Annotated in this window: 6 protein-coding genes and 1 pseudogene; 5 read left to right on the forward strand and 2 right to left on the reverse strand. The window is 72.1% G+C overall.

The genetic code is table 11. The features are described 5' to 3' along the window. Positions 1-7: 7 nt before the first annotated feature. From LK06_RS25675 to LK06_RS25700, 5 genes and pseudogenes are all read left to right on the forward strand, one after another. Positions 8-11,398: pseudogene (locus tag LK06_RS25675) on the forward strand (type I polyketide synthase); the annotation flags it as partial. A gap of 397 nt (positions 11,399-11,795) precedes the next feature. Then, the gene (locus LK06_RS25680) at positions 11,796-13,373 is read left to right on the forward strand and encodes an MFS transporter (protein ID WP_052270356.1); all 1,578 of its coding nucleotides are present in this window, start codon (positions 11,796-11,798) and stop codon (positions 13,371-13,373) included. 215 nt (positions 13,374-13,588) lie between these two features. Further along, a complete protein-coding gene (locus LK06_RS25685; protein ID WP_167747965.1) occupies positions 13,589-15,661 on the forward strand; it encodes a HelD family protein in 2,073 nt (690 codons plus the stop codon). Between the two features lie 799 nt (positions 15,662-16,460). Beyond that, the gene (locus LK06_RS25690) at positions 16,461-16,997 is read left to right on the forward strand and encodes a helix-turn-helix transcriptional regulator (protein ID WP_217350001.1); all 537 of its coding nucleotides are present in this window, start codon (positions 16,461-16,463) and stop codon (positions 16,995-16,997) included. Positions 16,998-17,988: 991 nt separating this feature from the next. Beyond that, positions 17,989-18,222 carry a DUF6059 family protein gene (locus LK06_RS25700; protein WP_043406697.1) on the forward strand — a complete coding sequence of 78 codons (234 nt, stop codon included), beginning with the start codon at positions 17,989-17,991 and terminating at the stop codon, positions 18,220-18,222. A 315-nt stretch (positions 18,223-18,537) separates the two neighbouring features. Here the strand turns inward: LK06_RS25700 and LK06_RS25705 are convergent, their stop codons facing one another. Together LK06_RS25705 and LK06_RS25710 are read right to left on the reverse strand one after the other, a co-directional pair. After that, complete coding sequence (locus LK06_RS25705) at positions 18,538-19,560, reverse strand: Rossmann-fold NAD(P)-binding domain-containing protein (RefSeq protein WP_043432514.1); 1,023 nt, start codon at positions 19,558-19,560, stop codon at positions 18,538-18,540. Between the two features lie 55 nt (positions 19,561-19,615). Beyond that, on the reverse strand, positions 19,616-19,984 hold the full coding sequence (locus LK06_RS25710) for a hypothetical protein (protein WP_043432515.1): 369 nt from the start codon (positions 19,982-19,984) through the stop codon (positions 19,616-19,618). Between the last annotated feature and the right edge of the window lie 51 nt (positions 19,985-20,035).

Here is a 20,035-nt window from a genome sequence, read left to right on the forward strand (position 1 = left end):
CATGGACAACGAGCAGAAACTTCGCGACTACCTCAAGCGGGCGACGGTCGATCTGCGGGAGAGCCGGCAGCGGGTGCAGGATCTGGAGGAGCGCGCACACGAGCCGATCGCGATCGTGGGCATGGCCTGCCGGCTGCCGGGCGGTGTCGCCTCCCCGGAGGACCTGTGGGAGCTGCTGAGCGCCGGACGTGACGCGGTCGGTTCCTTCCCGGACGGCCGTGGCTGGGACCTGGAGAACCTGTACCACCCGGACCCCGACCACCTCGGCACCTCGTACGCTCGCGAAGGCGGCTTCCTGTACGACGCGGACCGGTTCGACGCCGAGTTCTTCGGCATCAGCCCCCGCGAGGCGGCGGCGATGGACCCCCAGCAGCGGTTGCTGCTGGAGACCAGCTGGGAGGCTTTCGAGCACGCGGGCATCGCCCCGACGACGCTGCGGGGCACCCGTACCGGGGTGTACATGGGCGTCATGTACGACGACTACGGCTCCCGCCCCCACACCCCCGAGGGCTTCGAGGGCTACATGCTGACCGGGAGCGCGGGCAGCGTCGCGTCGGGCCGGCTGGCCTACACCTTCGGCCTGGAGGCGCCGGCGGTGACGGTCGACACCGCGTGTTCCTCCTCGCTCGTCGCGCTGCACCTCGCCGCGCAGGCGCTGCGCCAGGGTGAGTGCTCGATGGCGCTCGCCGGCGGTGTGACCGTGATGGCGACACCCGGCACGTTCGTGGAGTTCTCCCGGCAGCGCGGGCTGTCGCCGGACGGGCGGTGCAGGGCCTTCTCGTCGTCGGCGGACGGCACGGGCTGGGCCGAGGGCGTGGGCGTGCTGGTGCTGGAGAAGCTGTCGGACGCGGAGCGCGCCGGGCACCGGGTGCTGGCGGTGATGCGGGGCTCGGCGGTGAACCAGGACGGTGCGAGCAGCCAGCTGACCGCACCGAACGGGCCGTCGCAGGAGCGGGTCATGCGGGCCGCGCTGGCCGACGCGCGGCTGTCGGCGTCCGAGGTGGACGCCGTGGAGGCGCACGGTACGGGTACACGGCTCGGCGATCCGATCGAGGCGCGGGCGCTCATGTCCGCGTACGGCCAGGCCCGGGCGGACGACAACCCGCTGTGGCTGGGTTCCGTGAAGTCGAACATCGGTCACACGCAGGCCGCGGCGGGTGTCGCGGGCGTGATCAAGATGGTCATGGCGATGCGCGAGGGGGTCATGCCCCCGACGTTGCACGTGGACGAGCCGACCCCCGAGGTCGACTGGTCGGCGGGCACCGTGAGGCTGCTGACGCGGACTCAGTGGTGGCCGGAGCTCGGCCGTCCGCGCCGGGCGGGTGTGTCGTCCTTCGGGATCAGCGGGACCAACGCTCACGTGATTCTCGAAGAGGCGCCACGCGCCCGTGGCACTGGACCGGCGGACGACGCACAGCGGCCGGAGCCGGGCCGGCCGGCGCTGCCGGCGCCGTGGCTGCTGTCCGCCAAGTCGGAAGCCGCGCTCCAGGCGCAGGCGGGCCGGCTGCGGGACTGGCTCGCCGCGCACCCCGAGGCGGATGACGCTGATGTCGCCGCCGCCCTGCTCACCGGGCGCGCTCAGCTGGCGCGGCGCGGCGCGGTGCTCGGCGCCGACCGGGCCGCTCTGCTCGCCGGCCTCACGGCCCTGGCCGAGGGCGCGGAGTCCCCGCAGCTCGTGTCGGGTGCCGCCGCCACCGGCGGCACGGCCTTCCTGTTCACCGGCCAGGGCGCGCAACGCGTCGGCATGGGCGAAGGGCTGGCCGCCGCGTTCCCCGTGTTCGCCGCCGCCCTCGACGAGATCTGCGCGGAGTTCGACGCCCTGCTGGGGGTGTCACTGCGCGAGGTCATGTCCGGCCGGGCCGGCGACACCGGGCACAGCGCCCCGCTCGACCGGACGGAGTACACCCAGCCCGCGCTGTTCGCGTTCGAGGTGGCGATGTACCGCCTCCTGGAGTCGTTCGGCGTGACGCCGGACGTGGTGGTCGGGCATTCGATCGGTGAGCTGGCCGCGGCCTACGTGGCCGGGGTGTGGTCGCGTGCCGACGCGTGCCGGCTCGTCGCCGCCCGCGGGCGGCTGATGGGCGCGCTGCCGACCGGCGGAGCGATGCTCGCCGCCGCGGTGCCGGAGGAGCGGGCGCGGCACCTGCTCGCGACCGGGCCGGTCTCGCTGGCGGCCGTGAACGGGCCCACGGCCGTGGTGTTCTCGGGCGGCACGGCGGCGATCGCCGCCCTGGAGGAGCGGCTGAAGGACGAGGGCGTCAGGACGAACCGGCTGACGGTCAGTCACGCCTTCCACTCGTCGCTGATGGAGCCGATGCTCGCCGCGTACGAGGAGGTCGCCGGGTCGGTCGCGTACCGGGAGCCCCGCATGGACGTGTGCTCCACGCTGTCCGGTGTGCCGGCCGGTCCCGAGCTGCTGACGCCGCAGTACTGGGTGCGGCAGGTGCGCGAGGCCGTGCAGTTCGCCCCGGCGGTGCGGTCGCTCGCCGACGCCGGGGTGCGCCGGTTTGTCGAGGTGGGCCCGGACGCGGTGCTGGCGGCGCTGACCCGCCACACGCTGAACGACGAGGTGGCGCAGCGCTCGCTGGTCGAGGCGACGTCACGGCGGGGCGTCGACGAGGCCGGCCAGTTCCTTCGGCTGCTCGGCGCCGCCCATTGCTCGGGCGTCACCGTCGACTGGTCGCCGCTGTCACCGGCAGGGCCGGTCACCCACCTCGACCTGCCGGTCTATGCCTTCCAGCACCGCCGCTACTGGGTGCAGCCCGAGGACGGCGCGCTCGGTGACCTGGGCCGCGCCGGGCTGTCCACGCTCGACCATCCGATGCTGCGCGTCGCCGCGCCGCTCGCCGGGCGTGACGCATGGCTCTTCAGCGGGAGGCTCTCCACCACCGACCAGCCGTGGACCACCGACCACACGGCGTTCGGTTCGATGCTGCTGCCCGGCACCGGGTTCGTGGAGCTCGCGTCGGTGGCGGGCAGCCGCCTGGACCTGCCCGTCGTGGACGAACTCGTCCTGGAGGCACCGCTGGTGTTCGACGGGACCGCCGCCGTGGACGTACAGGTGTCGGTGACCGAGCCCGACCACACCGGCCGACGGCGCCTGTCGGTCCACTCGCGTGCCGCCACCGGCACCGCGCCGTCCCACCCGGGCGAGCCGGACTGGACGCTGCACGCCACTGGCGTCCTCGCTCCCGCCGACGGTGTGACACCGGCCTGGACCGACCCCGACTGGCCGCCGGCCGACGGTGAGCCGATCGACGGAACGCGGCTGTACGACCGGCTCGCCGACCTGGGATTCGGCTACGGCCCGAGCTTCCAGGGCGTGCGCGCCGCCTGGAGCAGCGGTGACGACGTCTTCGCCGAGGTGTCCCTGGACGAGACGACGGCGGGCCCGGCGGCGGCCTTCGGGGTCCATCCGGCGCTGCTGGACGCGATCTTCCACGCCGCCATCGACGTACTCGCCGACGACCTCCCCGACGGCAGGCTGCCGCTTCCGTTCTCCTTCGGCGGCGTCCGCGTCTTCCGGCGCGGCGCGAGCGCGGTCTGCGCCCGCATCATCCGGTCGGGTTCCGAGAAAGTGCGCATCGACGCCTGCGACGCCACCGGCGCCGCCGTGCTGTCGATCGACGCCGTGCTCGCCCGCCCCGCCGACGCGCGCGCTCTCGCCGGGGCCCGCGCCCCGCTCCACACGATCGCCTGGACGCCGGTGACGGCGACCGAGGTGCCGGACCGGCCCCTGGTCGCCCTGGGGCGGCCCGTCGAGGGCTGCGCCGAGACGTTCGAGGATGTCACGGCGTTCGTGGCAGGCGGGAACACCACCGGCGCGGCCGTCGTCTGGTCGCCCGGGACGGCGGCGGCGGACGGCGCCGACGTCCCGGCGACCGTCCGCACCGCCGTGCACAGCGCCCTGGCGGTGCTGCGTGACTGGCTCGCCGAACCGGGCTGCGCCGACTCGACGCTGATCGTGCTGACCCGCAACGGGGCGGGTCTGCCCGGTGAGACGCCGGATCTCGCGGCGGCGGCCGTCCGTGGCCTGGTGCGCAGCGCGCAGTCGGAACATCCGGGGCGCATCGTGAGTGTCGACCTCGACGACGACGACCTCGCGGACCCGTACCGGCGGATCGCCGCCGCAGCCGCCATGGACGAACCCCAGCTCGCGATCCGTGTCGGCGCCACGGTGGCACCGAGGCTGGTCCGTGCGGCCACCGCCGCGCCGGCCGGCGAGCCCTTCGGTGACGGCACGGTCCTGATCACCGGCGGCGCCGGCGGACTGGGCGCCGTCACCGCACGCCACCTGGTCACCCGGCACGGGGTGCGCCGGCTGCTGCTCGTCTCGCGCCGGGGCTCCGCCGCGCCGGGGGTCGCGGAGCTGGTCACCGAACTGACCGCGCTGGGCGCCCACGTACGCGTCGCCGCCTGCGATGTCAGCAAGCGCTCCGATGTGGCGGCGCTGCTGGAATCCGTACCCGTGCACGAACCGGTGACCGCTGTCGTGCACACCGCAGGCGTGGTCGACGACGGCACCGTCGAGACCCTGACCGCGGAGCAGGTGGACCGGGTGCTCGCCCCGAAGGCCGATGCCGCCTGGCATCTGCACGAACTCACCCGCGACATGGACCTGGCGGCGTTCGTGCTGTTCTCCTCCGCCGGGCCGCTGCTCGGCGGGCAGGGCCAGGGCAACTACGCGGCGGCGAACGCGACGATGGACGCCCTTGCCCAGCTGCGCCGCAGTGCCGGTCTGCCCGCACACTCGCTGGCCTGGGGGCTGTGGAAGCGCGGCATGGCCGAGGCGCTGAACGAGGCGGGCGCCGAACACCTGGCCCGTCAGATCCGCACGCGTCTGGGCCTGCCCCCGATCGAGCCGGACACCGGCATGCGGATGCTCGACGACGCGCTGACCACCGGCGAACCGATGCTGATGACCGCGCTGCTCGACACGCAGGCGCTCACCGCGCTGGGCCGGCTCGGCACGCTGCCCGCCGTGCTGCGCGGTCTGATCCACGTGCCGTCGCGCGGCCGGACCGCCGACAGCCCGTTGCGCCGGCGGTTGCTGGACGCCCCCGCCGATCGGTGGGAGGCGCTGATCCGCGACGAGGTCCGCGCGATCGCCGCCGGGGTGCTCGGCCACGAGTCGGCCGACGCCGTCGACCCCGAAACGCCCTTCACGGAACTGGGCTTCGACTCGCTCGGCGGAGTCGAGTTCCGCAACAAGGTGACTGCCGCCACCGGTGTCCCGCTTCCGTCCACGCTGGTGTTCGACTATCCGACCACCGCCGCCGTCGCGGACTTCCTGCGCACCAGGGTCGACAGCGCGGCGCCGGCAAGGTCGCGCCCCGCCACGGCCAGGGCCAGGGCCAGGGCCAGGGCCAGGGCCGACGAGCCGATCGCGATCGTCGGCATGAGCTGCCGGTACCCCGGCGGCGTGGAGAACGCCGACCAGCTCTGGGACCTGATCGCCGGGCGCGTGGACGCGATCGGCCCGATGCCCGATGACCGCGGCTGGGACATCGACCACCTGTACGACACCGTCCCCGGCACTCCCGGCAAGATGTACACACGGGAAGGGGGATTCCTGCGCGGCGCGGGTGATTTCGATGCCGCCTTCTTCGGCATCGGCCCCCGTGAGGCAGCGGCGATGGACCCGCAGCAGCGGCTGCTGCTCGAAGCGTCCTGGGAAGCGCTCGAGGACGCCGGTATCGACCCGGCCTCCCTGCGCGGCAGCGACACCGGGGTGTACGCCGGCGTCATGTACCAGGACTACGGCTACACGGCGCGCGAGGCCGCCGACGGTGCCGCGGAAGGCTATCTGGCGACCGGATCGGGCGGCAGCGTCGTCTCCGGCCGGGTGTCCTATGCCCTCGGTCTGGAAGGACCCGCGGTGACGGTGGACACGGCGTGCTCGTCGTCGCTGGTGGCCCTGCACCTGGCGGTGCAGGCCCTGTGCGCAGGGGAGACGTCGCTGGTCCTGGCCAGCGGGGTGACGGTCATGTCCACCCCGATGCTGTTCCAGGAGTTCTCCCGGCAGCGGGCCCTGTCACCGGACGGGCGCTGCAAGGCGTTCTCGAGCGCCGCGGACGGTGTCGCGTGGGCCGAGGGCGTCGGCGTGCTCGCCCTGGAACGGTTGTCCGACGCGCAGCGCAACGGGCGCCCCGTGCTGGCCGTGATCCGCGGTAGCGCGGTCAACCAGGACGGCGCGAGCAACGGCCTGACCGCACCGAACGGGCCCTCCCAGGAGCGGGTGATCGCCCAGGCACTGGCCAGGGCAGGGGTGTCGGCGGCCGAGGTGGACGCCGTGGAGGCGCACGGCACCGGCACCACGCTGGGTGACCCGATCGAGGCACAGGCACTGATCAACGCCTACGGCCAGGACCGCGCCGAGCCGCTGCGGATCGGGTCGCTGAAGTCGAACCTCGGGCACGCGCAGGCCGCTGCCGGTGTCGGCGGCGTGATCAAGATGGTCCAGGCGCTGCGGCACGAGACGCTGCCGCCCACCCTGCACGTCGACGAGCCGTCACCGCACGTGGAGTGGCCGGCGGACGCGGTACGGATCCTGACCGAGGCCGAGCCGTGGCCCGCCGGCGGTCGCTTGCGCCGGGCGGGGGTGTCGTCGTTCGGGATCAGCGGGACCAATGCGCACGTGATCCTGGAGGAGGCGCCTCCGGCCCCGCCCAGGCCGGTCGATCCACCGCGCCCGCCGGCCGTGCCGCTGCTGTTGTCCGCGCGGACACCTGCCGCGCTGCGGTCCCAGGCGCGCCGTCTGCACGACGTGCTGAGCGAACGTCCGGAGCTCGACCTCACCGATGTCGCGGTGACGCTGGCACTGCACCGCGCGCGGTTCGACCGGCGCGCGGCCGCCGTGGGCCAGGACCGGGAAGCACTGCTCGCCGCCCTGGCGCGCCTGGCGGCCGACGAGCCGGGACCGGGCATCGCCGACGACGCTGGCCGGACCGCGACGACCGCGTTCCTGTTCACCGGTCAGGGCGCCCAGCGGACCGGGATGGGCGCCGGGCTGTACCGGGCGTTCCCCGCTTTCGCGGCGGCGCTCGACGAGGTGTGCGCGGAGTTCGACGCCCACCTGGGGCACGCGCTGCGGGACGTGATGTTCGGCGCGGCCGACGAGACGCTGCTCGACCGCACCGAGTACACCCAGCCCGCGCTGTTCGCGTTCGAGGTGGCGATGTACCGCCTCGTCGAGTCGCTGGGCGTGACGCCGGACGTGGTCGCCGGGCACTCGATCGGCGAGCTGGCCGCGGCCTACGTGGCCGGTGTGTGGTCGTTGCCGGACGCGTGCACCCTCGTCGCGGCCCGAGGCCGCTTGATGGGGGCGCTGCCGGGAGGCGGGAGCATGCTGGCCGCCGCGGTGCCGGAGGGGCGGGCCCTGGAGCTGCTGGCGGCGGCCGACGCCGGTCCGGCAGTCGGCGCGGTCTCCCTGGCCGCGGTGAACGCCCCCGACGCGGTGGTCCTCTCCGGAGACGCCGACGCGGTCTCGGCGGTCGAGTCGAGGCTCGTGGCCGAAGGCGTCAGGACCAGCAGGCTGAGGGTGAGCCACGCGTTCCACTCCGCCCTGATGGACCCGATGCTGGCCGAGTTCGCGGAGATCGCCGCCGGCCTGACGTACCGGGAGCCGCGCATCCCTCTGTGCTCCACGGTCACCGGCGCGTTCGCCGGCGCCGAGGTGGGCACGCCCGAGTACTGGGTACGGCAGGTGCGCGAGGCGGTGCGCTTCGCCCCGGCGGTGCGGTCCCTGCTCGACTCGGGCGTGGGCCTGTTCGTCGAGCTCGGCCCGGACGCGGTGCTGACGGCCATGACCCGCGCCACCGCGGCGGCCGACGTCCCGGCGCGCGCCTCGGTGGTCGCGGCGTCCCGCCGCACCGTCGACGAACCCGGACAGCTGGTCGCCGCGCTGGCCACCGCGCACTGCGCGGGTCGGCCGGTGCGGTGGTCCGACTACTTCGGACCGCGACCGCAGGCACGGATCACGCTGCCCGCCTATCCCTTCCAGCACGAACGCTTCTGGCTGTTGCCCGCGGAGGCCGCAGCGCCGCTCGCCGGCGCCGACTCCGTCGGCCATCCGATGCTGCACGCCCAGATGCAGCTCGCCGGCAGGGACGAATGGCTGTTCACCGGCAGGCTCTCGCTGCGCACGCACCCCTGGCTCGCCGACCACACGGTCCTGGGCACGGTCATGATGCCAGGGACCGGATTCGTGGAACTGGCCCTGGCGGCCGGCGCCCAGCTCGGCGTGCCACGGCTGGCCGAACTGGTCCTCGCGGCGCCGCTGGTCCTCCCGGCCGACGGCACCGCGGACCTCCAGCTCGCCGTGGGCGAACCCGACGCGGCCGGGCACCGGACCGTGGCCGTCCACGCCCGCGTCGCCGACGCCTGGGTGCCGTACGCCCATGGCCTGCTCACGCCCGCCGCACCGGTCCTGGCACCTGACTGGTCCCGCGCGTGGCCTCCGGCCGCGGGCGAGCCGGTCGACGGGGAGCAGGTGTACCGCGCGCTCGGCGACCTCGGCTTCGGGTACGGCCCGGTGTTCCAGGGTGTTCGCGCCGCGTGGACCCGTGGGGAGGAAGTCTTCGCCGACCTGGCGCTCGACACCGACAGCGCGGCGCGCGCCACCGACTTCGGGCTGCACCCGGCACTGCTGGACGCGGTGTTCCACGCGGCGGTCGGACCCCTCGTCGAGGGCGGGCCCGACGGCCGGCTGCCCCTCCCCTTCGCCTTCGACGGTGTCCAGGTGGCACAGTCCGGCGTGGGCGCCCTGCGCGTCCGTATCGCCCGCATCGCACCGGACACCCTGCGCGTGGACGCGGCCGACGCGACCGGTGCCCTCGTGCTGAGCGTGGAATCGGTGCGGTCCCGCCCGATCGAGCCGCAGGCGCTGGCCGAGCTGCGCGGCGCGGCACCGCTGTTCGACGTGGAATGGGTCGCCGTGCCTGCCGCCCCCGAGGCGGACGCGGGGCGCGTCGTCGTACTGGGTGACCCGGCGTCCGTCGACGCCCCGGAGCTCGTGACGAGCTGTGCCGATCTGGCCGGACTCGCCGGGCTGGGGGACGTTCCCGACACGGTGGTATGGCAGGCGCCCCAGGGGACAGGGGCGGGCGCGGCGGACGTCCACACCGGTGTCCTGACGACGCTCGCGCTGTTGCAGGGCTGGACAGGCGCCGCTCATCCCGGCCGGCTCGTGATCGTGACCCGCACGGCCGCCGGGCTGCCCGGTGAGGAGCCCGATCTGGCCGGGGCCGCCGTGGCGGGCCTCGTGCGCAGCGCACAGGCCGAGCAGCCGGGCCGTTTCCTGCTCATCGACCACGACGGCGACGCCCTGCCGCTCACCTCGCTCGCCGACGCCGTGGCCCAGGACGAACCGCACCTGGCCGTGCGCGGGGGACGGCTCCTGGCACCGCGACTGCGGTCGCTGCCCGCCACCGGAGCGGGAGCGCCGCCGTCGTTCGACCGGGGCACCGTGCTCATCACCGGCGGTACCGGCGGCATCGGTGCGATCGTCGCCCGGCATCTGGTCACGGCGCACGGCGCACGGCGGCTGCTGCTGGTGTCGCGACGCGGCGCTGCCGCGGACGGCGCCGCCGAACTGACCGCCGAGCTGACCGGCCACGGCGCCCACGTCCAGGTCGTGGCGTGCGACGTCACCGAACGCGCCGCGGTCCAGGACCTGTTGGCCGGCATCGGCGCCGACGCGCCGCTGACCGCAGTCATCCACGCGGCGGGCGTCCTGGACGACGGCACACTCGACACCCTGACCGCCGAGCGGACGACACGGGTGCTGGCGCCGAAGATCGACGCGGCATTGCATCTGCACGAGCTGACGCGCGATCTGGATCTGTCGGCGTTCGTGCTCTTCTCGTCCGCGGCCCCGCTGCTCGGCGGACAAGGACAGGGCAACTACGCCGCCGCGAACAGCGCCCTGGACGCCCTGGCACGCCTGCGGCGCGGCGCGGGCCTGCCCGCGCACTCCCTGGCCTGGGGGCTGTGGACCGTCGGCATGGCAGGAACGCTCGGCGGGGACGGTGCCGAGCAGTACGCCCGCCAGATCCGGGCCAGGCTGGGCCTGGTCCCGATCGACCCGGATTCCGGGATGGCGCTGTTCGACCACGCGCTGGAGACCGACCGGGCGACACCGATGACGGCGCTGCTGGACACTGCGGCGTTCACCGCCCTGGCCCGCGGCGGCACACTACCCGCGGTGTTGCGCGGCATGATCCGGGTCCCCCGGGTCACCGGGAACGCCGGTGTCAGCCTGGCGCGGCAGCTGGCCACCCTGCCCGACGCCGACCTGGACGCCGCGGTCCTGCGCGAGGTACGCCACGTCGCGGCCGCGGTCCTCGGCCACCTCTCCGGTGACGCGATCGACCCGGACGCGCCGTTCACCGAGTTGGGGTTCGACTCCCTCGGTGCCGTCGAGTTCCGGAACCGGCTGGCACAGCTGACCGAGCTGACGTTGCCGTCGACGCTGATCTTCGACCATCCGACCGCCGCCGATGTGGCGAAACTGGTGCGGTCGAGGATCGAGGAGTCCGGCACCGGCGTGGCCGAGCAGGTACCGGCCGGCGTGCGCGGCACGATCACCGAGCTGGTGTCGGCGGCGCATCGCCGCGGTGAGCTGGCAGGGGCGATGCCGCTGCTGAGCGCGAGCGCCGCCCTGATGCCCCGGTACTCCGCCGAGGAGGCCGCCACCCGGCGCCCGGCCGCGCAGCTCCTGGCGCGTGGCGACACGGCACCGGCACTGGTCTGCATCCCCTCGTTCCTCGCGGGATCGGGCTCCCACCAGTTCGCGCGCCTCGCCCGTGAACTGGGCGGCGAGCGGCGGGTCAGCGCGCTGCGGCTGCCCGGCACGCGCACGGGTGACGACTTGCCACCGACCTGGACGGCGGCGGTCGAGAGCCTCGCCGCGAGCGTCGCGGCGGAGCTCGACCGAAGCCCGGTTGCGCTCATCGGCTATTCGGCCGGTGGCGCGATCGCCCATGCGGTCGCCCGGCGGATCGAGGACGACGGAGGCACGCTGGCGGGCGTCGCGATGATCGACACCTACTCCCCGGACGACATCGAACTCAACCGCCGCGTGCTCACCGACGCGCTGGGGCAGATCCTGTCCCGGAACAACGCTCTGACCCCCGTGGACGACCACGGCCTGCTCGCCATGGGCGGCTATGTGCGCATCTACCCCGATCGCGAGGCCGAACCGATCGCCGCACCCACACTGAATCTGCGGGCCACCCTGACGCTGAGCACCTTCGGAGACACTGATCCCGTCCCGGACTGGCAGCACCGTGGACCGATCGAGTACATCGAGGCGGATCACTTCTCGATCATCGAGGAGCGGGCGCCGGAGACCGCCGCGCATCTGCGGCGCTGGCTGGACTCGCTCGGCGGCCGGTGAGGGCCGGACCGTCGCAACGGGGGAACGAAGCGCCTGACAGCTCTGCCCGAGCCCGAGCCCGAGCACGCCGCCCGCGCGGCGCGCTCGGGCTCGGGCTCGTCCGTCCGCTGCGGGGACGCCGCGCGACAGTTCAGGTCACCGAGGGCAAAGAATTGCCTCGGCCGCAACCACCGAGGGAGGTGAATTCCTCCGGCTCGGAAATCCACCGGAGGCAGAAAACTATTCGATCCGCAAATTCGGTGGAGGCACAGGATGGCGCGGTGTGCAAATCCGCCGGAGGCATAAGGGCCGCCCGGTTGCAACCGTGTCGGCGAGAAATTCTGAGCTTGACAGTGTTGTAGGGCCTGTTTATAGTCGCGTCGTTCAAGTTTCCGCCGATCGATATTCGAAGGTGGTCATGACCGCGCCTCCGACGTTGCCGAAATCCAGGCAACGGTTAATTCTCGCCGTACTCATGGTGTGTTCGCTGCTGATCTGGCTGGACAACACCGTTCTCAGTATCACTCTGGAGACCCTCGCCGACCCGGTCCAGGGTCTGGGTGCCAGCCCGGCCGAGCTGCAATGGGCCACCGGCGCCTACACCCTGGTCTTCGCGACCCTGATGTTCACCGCCGGTGCGATGGGCGACAGCTTCGGCCACCGGAATGTGCTCGCCGTTGGCCTGGTGATCTTCGCCGGGGCCTCGATCTGGGCGGCGTACGCGGGCGATGCGGGCCAGTTGATCGCCGCGCGGGCCGCGATGGGAGTCGGCGCCGCACTGATCATGCCGGCCAACTTCGCCATTCTGTTGTGGACCTTCACCGGCGCCGGGCGGGCAACCGCGATCGCCATTTCCTCGACATCCACCGGTGTCGGAATGGCGGCGGGCCCGGTGTTGGCGGGACTTCTGCTCGGCCATTTCTGGTGGGGTTCGGTCTTTCTCGTCAACGTCCCGATCATCGTGGTGGCACTGACCGGTATCGTCTTTCTGGTCCCCAATTTCCGCAGCCCCTCCGTGCGGCCGATGGACCCGGCCGGGATCCTGCTGTCCATCACCGGACTCGCGGCGCTGACCTACGGCGTGATCCGTGCGGGGCAGGTGGACGACTGGACCCGTTGGGACGTCTGGGCGCCGACCGCGGCCGGGATCGTCCTGCTGGTCGTCTTCGTGCTCGTCGAATTGCGGACCGAGGCACCGAGTTTCGATCCCCGGCTGCTCGCCCAGAGGATGTTCGGCGGTGGCAACGCATCCATGGCGTTGCTGTTCTTCTCCGTCGCCGCCATCACCTTCTACAACGCGTTCTACATGCAGGGAGCGCTGGGCTACTCGCCGATGAAGGCCGGTCTGGCCAATGTTCCGACGGCCGTCGGCGCCGTCGTGGGCGCGCCCCTGGGCGCACGTCTCGTCAGCCGATTGTCACTGCGCCCCGTCGCCGTGCCGGCGCTCACGGTGGCGGCGCTCACCATGGGCGCGGTCGGATTCCTCGATCTGCACACCCCGCTCGTCTGGATCGCTCTCCTGCTGCTGGCGCAGGGCCTCTCCGTCGGCATGGTGATGGCCCCGGTGACCGGCGCACTGCTCAGCAGCCTGCCGCTGGAGCGGTCCGGTGCCGGGTCGGCCGTCACCAACACGGCGCGGCAGGTCGGCAGCGTGATCGGGATCGCGGTGGGCGGCACGATCATGTCGATCGCGTACCGAGACGCGATCGAACCCTCGCTGGGAGCTGTCCCGGAGGCGGTGCGGGACAACTCCCGGGTCTCCGCGGAACAGGCCCGCCATGTGGCCGCCACGATCGATCAGCCCGCTCTCGCACGGGCCGCCGATCGGGCGTTCATCCACGCCATGCACGTCGGTGCGGTCTGGATCATGCTCATCACGCTCGTCGCGGTGGTCGTGCTGATGATCGCCCTGCCCGCTGCCGGAAAGAAGAGGAACCCGGCACCGGAACCGGAGTACGAAGGGGCCCGCAGCGCCGAGCCTCTTTCCACCGCCTGACGGGGTGGACGCGGACGGGAACCCGGGCGGGAACGCGGAGGGAACTCGGACGGCCGCCGCCGCGAAGGGACTGTCGGTCACCCGCCGCCGGGCCGCACCGCGGCGAGCGGGCTGCGAGTCCACCCGTCCGTCGCCCGGCGGAGCGGTCCGATTCCCGGCGGAAGATCTCACCCCGTATGTCTCGCCCGACCCGAAGGAGCCCCCGGTTGTCGACCATGGATGATCCCGCTGTGCGTGCGGTGGAAGCGGAGCGGGATTACGTCTCCTCCTTGTACGCGCTGCTCACCGAGCGGCTTTCCGAGGCCCGCGAGAGCCGGGCGAGCGTGCTGAGGGCCAAGGCGGAAAGTGCGGGTGAGGTATACGAGAGAGAGATCGCCGCCGAGCGGCTGTCCAAGGAGATCGGCCGGTTGGAGGGCGCCGAGAAGGGGCTGGTCTTCGGGCGCATCGACTGGACGGACGGCACGGCCCTGCGCATCGGCCGCATCGGACTGCAGACGGAGGAGGACGACCTGCCTCTGCTCGTGGACTGGCGTGCGAATACGGCACGTCCTTTCTACGAGGCGACACCGGTCCACCCGATGGATCTGCGGCGGCGCCGGCACCTGCGTCTGGAGGAGCGCACGGTCATCTCGGTGAGCGACGAGCTCCTGGACGGGACCGCCCCCACCGACGACGACGTCGTGGGGGACGGTCCGCTGACCGAGGCTCTGTCGGCACGGCGTACGGGCATGATGCAGGCGGCCGTCGCGACGCTCCAGGCCGAGCAGGACGAGATCGTCCGCTCCGCCCACCGTGGGGTGACCGTGGTCCAGGGCGGCCCTGGCACCGGAAAGACCGTGGTCGCCCTGCACCGGGCGGCCTACGTCCTGTACGCCTTCCCGCGCGCCGCCGAGGAGGGCGTCCTCGTGGTGGGGCCGAACGCCCGGTTCCTCGACTACATCTCCCAGGTTCTCCCCTCGCTGGGCGAGAACGATGTCGTCCTGGCGACCTGCCAGGAACTGGCCGGGGTCTCCACGGACGCGGTGGACCCGTTCGACAGGGCGCGTCTCAAGGGCGGTTCCGACCTCGCCGACGCGCTGGCCGGTCTGCTGCGCGTCCACCAGGCTCCTGCCGGCGACTTCACCGTGCGGGTCGGACAGGAACGGGTCCATCTCTCCGGCGAGGAGGTCGCCATGGCACGTGAGGCCGCCGTCCGAGCCGTACCGGGGCACAACTCCGCGCGCCAGGCGTTCAAGGAACTCCTGGTCGACACCGTCACCGACGCGATGCAACGGGACATGAGCGAGGTCCTCGAACAGATCGACGCCGATGCCGAGAGGATGACGGGCATCAACCTCGACCGGTTCACGGGCGTCGCTCAGCGCCGTGCCGAAGGCGCAGACGACCCGGGGCCGGTCCACGAGCTGGACCTGGACGCCATCCGGGACGATCTCCTCGACGACGCGGGCGTCGACCGGGCGGTCGAGACGCTGTGGCCACGGCTGGTACCGGCTGACCTCGTGAAGGCGCTCCTGACGGATGCCGACGCTCTCGCCGAGTACCTGCCCCGCCTGACCGCCCAGGAGCGGTCCCTTCTGCTGCGCGGCCAGGACGACCCGTGGACCGATGCGGACGTGGCCTTGCTGGACGAGGCGGCGAGCCTGGTCGACGGCCCCCCGGAGCGGACGTACGGGCACGTCGTCGTCGACGAGGCCCAGGAACTGACCGCCATGCAGTGGCGGATGATCGTCCGCCGCTGCCCGGCGAGGGCGATGACGCTGGTGGGGGACTTCGCCCAGGCGGGCCCGGTCGCGACCGCATGCGACTGGAAGGAGGCGCTGAGCCCTCATGTCAGACCTCGGTTCAAGCTTTACAACCTGACCGTCAGCTACCGCACCACGCAGGAAATCCTGGAGAGCGTCCGGGATCTGCTCACGCGGATCGCCCCCGACCAGAAGCCCACACGGTCACTGCGGAGCGGTGAGAGCCCTCGCACCGTGACCACCCCCCCGGACGAGTTGGTGACCGCCGCCGTCCAGGAACTCCGCGCGCAGAGCACCACGTATCCGGGCGAGCTCCTGGGTGTGATCTGCGCGGACAGCAGGGTGAACGAACTGACGGCCCGGGGCATCGGTCACCACGCACGCATCGTGCCCGCGTCCGAAGCACGCGGCCTCGAATTCGACGGGGTCGTCGTCGTGGACCCTGAGGAGATCGTCACGGCTCGCCCCGGCGGGGAGAGGGACCTGTACGTGGCCCTGACCCGCGCGACCAAGCGCCTCTGCACCATCACCGTCCAGCCCGCCTGAACACGCGGCGCCCGCGGTGTCACCGCGGGCGCCGCCGGCGCGGGACGATCACCGCCCCGCCCCCGCCGGGCCGCTCGCCGCCTTCCCGCGCGCGCCCGGCCGCCCACGGTGCGGTCCGAGCCGACGATGTCCCGCTCCCCTCCACAGCCGGGTGAAGCCGACCGTCGCGCTCCCGCTCGTACACGCCGGGTCCGAGTCCGAGACCGACTCCGCGCCCGAAACCCTCTGCCCGACTGTCCACGGGCATGTCGCCGGCCACACCCGACAGGCCCCCATGACGCACGACGTCCGGGCCGTCGAGGCCGCCCCCACCCTCTCCCGGTGCACCGCACGCCCCCCGAATCGTCGGGATGAACCCGGCATAGGCGCATACGCGATCAGGTCGGGACCAACGAACGCGGCAAACAGCCCCGCAGCCCCGAGGGATCGAACGGGGCTGATCACTGTGGAGTAGACAGTCAGCGTCACTCCGTGCCATGCTCACGTATCAGGAAGTAAACCTTCCGGATTTGCGGCATAAATAAACGGGGGAAGTGACATGGGTAACGGGGGAATCGTTGACATGGGCAGCGTAAAGAACAGGTTATTTTGGCAACCGATATCGAGTGACAGGAAGTGCGAGAACTACAGCATTCGGATAGATGACGTGGCGCCTGACGTACGTGACGAACGAGCTTCCCTGCGCACCGGACGGCTTTGGTCACGTACCGCTATAGCGCTGATCATCGAAGAAGAAATCCGTCGATACAGTATCGAGGGAATGCTTGGTTCACTCGACATCCAGTTGACCGTTCAATCCGTGACGAATGCCGAAGATCTCTCGTCCTTCTCCAACGGCTGGCTGGTCATCTCGGACAGTACTGCCCTGGAGTCCGTACCTGACGAGATCTCCGAAAGGCTGCGCAGGCAAAACACGCCCGTACTGATCCTGGTGGACTCGTCGGACGTGGTCGAGCAGTCCTGGGCCGATCACGCGAGCGGCTTCCTGGACTGGGCGGATCTCTGCCCCGAGTCCCTGCGTGCGGCGATCGTCGATGTGCAGGCCGGACGCTTCCATGTGTCTGCGACCCTGGCCCGACGGTCCGTTACGGCGTCCGACCAGGTCGGGGACGGAAGCACCTCGAAGCGCGCGTCGGCGATATCCCTGACGGCACGTGAACATCAGGTGCTGCGCCTGATCGCCGAGGGGCTCAGCAACCGGCAGGTCGCCCGATCGCTGAGTGTCTCCGAACACGGGGTCAAGCGCACGGTCGGCATCATTCTGGCCAAGCTCAACTGCCCGAACCGGACTCTGGCGGTCGTCCGGGCCATGGAGTCGGGGCTCCTCGGCATGTGAGATGTCGACCGCTCGGCGAGAACCTGCCCCTCGGCGCAGCTGACGAGCTCGTGCACGGTGAGCGGGGAGACGTGGCGGGGGACGCATCCCGCGCAGCGATCATCAGCGACCGGAGGATCACTGGCCTTCGGTCAACGTGATCGCTGAACTGGGCGCAGAGCTCGGCCTGTTGTGGCACGAACAACACCAGGCCGAGCTTGCAGCCCGACCACGCGAGCCTCTGGCACGGCTGGAGGAGGACTACGGGAATTGGTGACCTCAGTGCCGTGACGGTGCTGCGAGCGGTGGCCCTTCGCGGTGCATTTGACGCTCCGGGCGTTTCCCAGGCCACGCAATGTGGCTGACACCCGCGCTGACCTGCGCTCATGCGGCATCCCGCTTCCCCGACGTGCTCTCGATGACGCACCACGTGGAGTGTGTCGCCATTCTGGAGCCGGTGAAGAAGGACGCCTGACCTGCGGTTTTGCGGCGTTCCTCGGCTACTCGACCTGTTTCCGCCCGGCCAGCGGATGAACGGTGTCGATCGTCTGCGAAGGTCGCTTGACCTGCGGATTCAGGAGGGTGTAGCGACCGCGGTGCAAACCGTGTTCCGGGCTGTGCGCCCATGGGGCCGGCACAAGGTGTTCCGAGTGCTGCCCGACGACCTTCCGATCTGATTCGCGATGCCGGCCGTCATGGAGGCCGTCGAGCGCCGGGATCGGTCTCGCCATCGTCATCACCGGGGGTATCGCAGTCCGCTACACCGTCGCCTTCACCGCCTGCGCGACGCCCCCGACACCAGCCCGATCGTCCTCGTCGGGGACACATCGTCATAAGACCTGGTCGCTTTGGCGGCCAGGTCTTCTCGTGTTCCCCGGGGGCACCTGCGAGCAAGCCTCGGCCCCGCACGAGCCGGCCGAGTCCCGTGGTCGAGCGGGGGGCTAGCCGGTGAAGTGAGGGTGGCGGGGGATTGGGGGTGAGCCGGTTGGCTTTCCGAGGTGTCAGGCGTTGGGTGGCCCGGTGGGCCGTACGCGGGACGAAGGGCGTGTGGCGCGGGCTGGTGGCGTTCGGCGAGACGCTGCTGGGCGGATTTCCCGAGGGCGGTGAGCGGGAGGCGCTCGCCGAGCCGCTGCCCGGGCATCCGGAGCGATTGCGGCCCGATGTCCCGCTGAGCGCGGTGGAGCGGGAACTCGCGAGGGAATGGGCGAAGCTGCGCGAGTGGCTTCCGACGAGGAGTTTCTGGTGAGCCAGGCAGTGACGGAAGCCGAGGCCGGGGTGCGGCGCCGGATCACGGAAGTGGAGAACGCCTTCGGGGACCCTGACGACGCCGCGAACCCGGTCGGATTCGTCGCCCTGCTCGCGGCGGACGAGAGGTTTGAGCTGTCGGCCGAGGCCGAACGGCGGCTGGACGCGGTCGGGTTCGGTGCCGAGTTCGTCCCCGTGGCGCTCGGCGGGCGGCTGGCCGGGCCGATGTGCTTGCCCGGATGCTGCGCCCGGTGTTCCGCCGCGACGTGGCGCTGGGATTCGGTCTCCCCGACAGGTCTCTCCGGCCCGCCGGAGGTCAGCCGGACTCGCGCGCGTCCCAGGCTGCCAGGATTTGCGCCTCCCGTTCACGGGTCAGCGTCTGGTCCGGGTAGCGGTACTCTGCGAACGCCTCCTCCATGCCGCCCTGTTCCGTCATCCAGGTCCAGGTGTCGCGCACGGATTCGGCGAAGGGGCGGCAGCGCAGCCCGGCCTCCAGCGCCTTCTTCGAGGAGAAGCCCCAGACGCCGGCAAGCTGTTCCATGGGCGGCGCCCAGAACGGCACGGTCACGAACGGCGGGATCTGCTGGGTGGCGAGGAACGCGTCCTCCACCCACACCGGCTCGGTGCCGGCGCCCGTCAACGACACCACGCAGTCGATGAGCTGACCCCAGGTGGCGTTGGAGGGCTCGCCGGTGGTGAGGTAGGTGCCGGAGCCGCCCGCCGCGATGCGGTCAAGACCGAAGGCCGCGATGTCCCGGGCGTCGATCAGCTGCATCGTGCGGCCGGGGGAGCCTGGGGCGAGCATCGGCCCGCCCTGGGCGGCCCGCCGCAGCCAGTAGGGGATGCGCCGCATGCGGTCGCCGGGGCCGATGACCACGCCGGGGCGCAGCACCAGCGCCCGGCCGTCGAAGTCCCGTTCGACGGCGCGCTCGCAGCCGGCCTTCAGCGCGGGGTACTGGCCGTGGTCGGGTCCGGCGTCGGGGGAGCAGGCGAAACGCGGCGAGGACTCGTCCACTGGGGCCGCGGGCCAGGGCTGGAGGGCGTTGATGGAGGAGATGTACAGGTAGGTGCCGGCCTGCGGGCTCAGCGCCCGGGCCGAGGCGCCGACCGTGCGCGGCACGTACCCGCACACGTCGACCACCGCGTCCCAGGGCCCCGCGGCGGCCAGCCGCGCGAGGTCGGCCTCGTTCTCGCGATCGCCCGTGATCGTCTCCACGCCGGGCAGGTCGGCGCCGGAGCGGCCGCGGTGGAAGGTGGTGACCTCCCAGCCGCGGGCGAGGGCGCCGGCCACGAAGGCCTTGCCCAGGAAGACCGTTCCTCCGATGACCAGAAGTCTCATGCCAGATACACCGTTTCGTGTTGAAGACCTGTGAAGAAAGCTGTGCCGGGCGGGTTCAGCCGGAGGGCAAGGATGCGACCAGCGCCCGGTAGGCGGGCTCGAACTCGGCATCGTAACGGGCCCGCAGGGCGGGCGGCATGCCGCCGAGCATGAACTCCCGGGCGTCGGGGACCGCCTGCTCCAGCAGCAGCGGCATCGTCGGCACGAAGTCCATGGGGTCGTGTCCCAAGGCGAGGGAGGCGAGCATCGCCCGGTACGCCTCGGCGGTCACCTTCTCCCGCAGGACCGGCACCATGGTGCGCTCCTCCAGCCTGAGGTGGTCGTGCATCAGGGCGTCGAACTCGGCGATGCGGGCCAGCAGACCGGTGAGCACCACTTCGCGCTCGCCCGTGCCGGCGGCGAGCCTGCGCAGGCCCTCGTCCATGCCGGCGAGGTGGTCGTCCAGCGTGCACGCGACACCGGCCAGGCCCGGCTC

The sequence above is a fragment of the Streptomyces pluripotens genome (genome assembly GCF_000802245.2).
Lineage (GTDB): Bacteria > Actinomycetota > Actinomycetes > Streptomycetales > Streptomycetaceae > Streptomyces > Streptomyces pluripotens.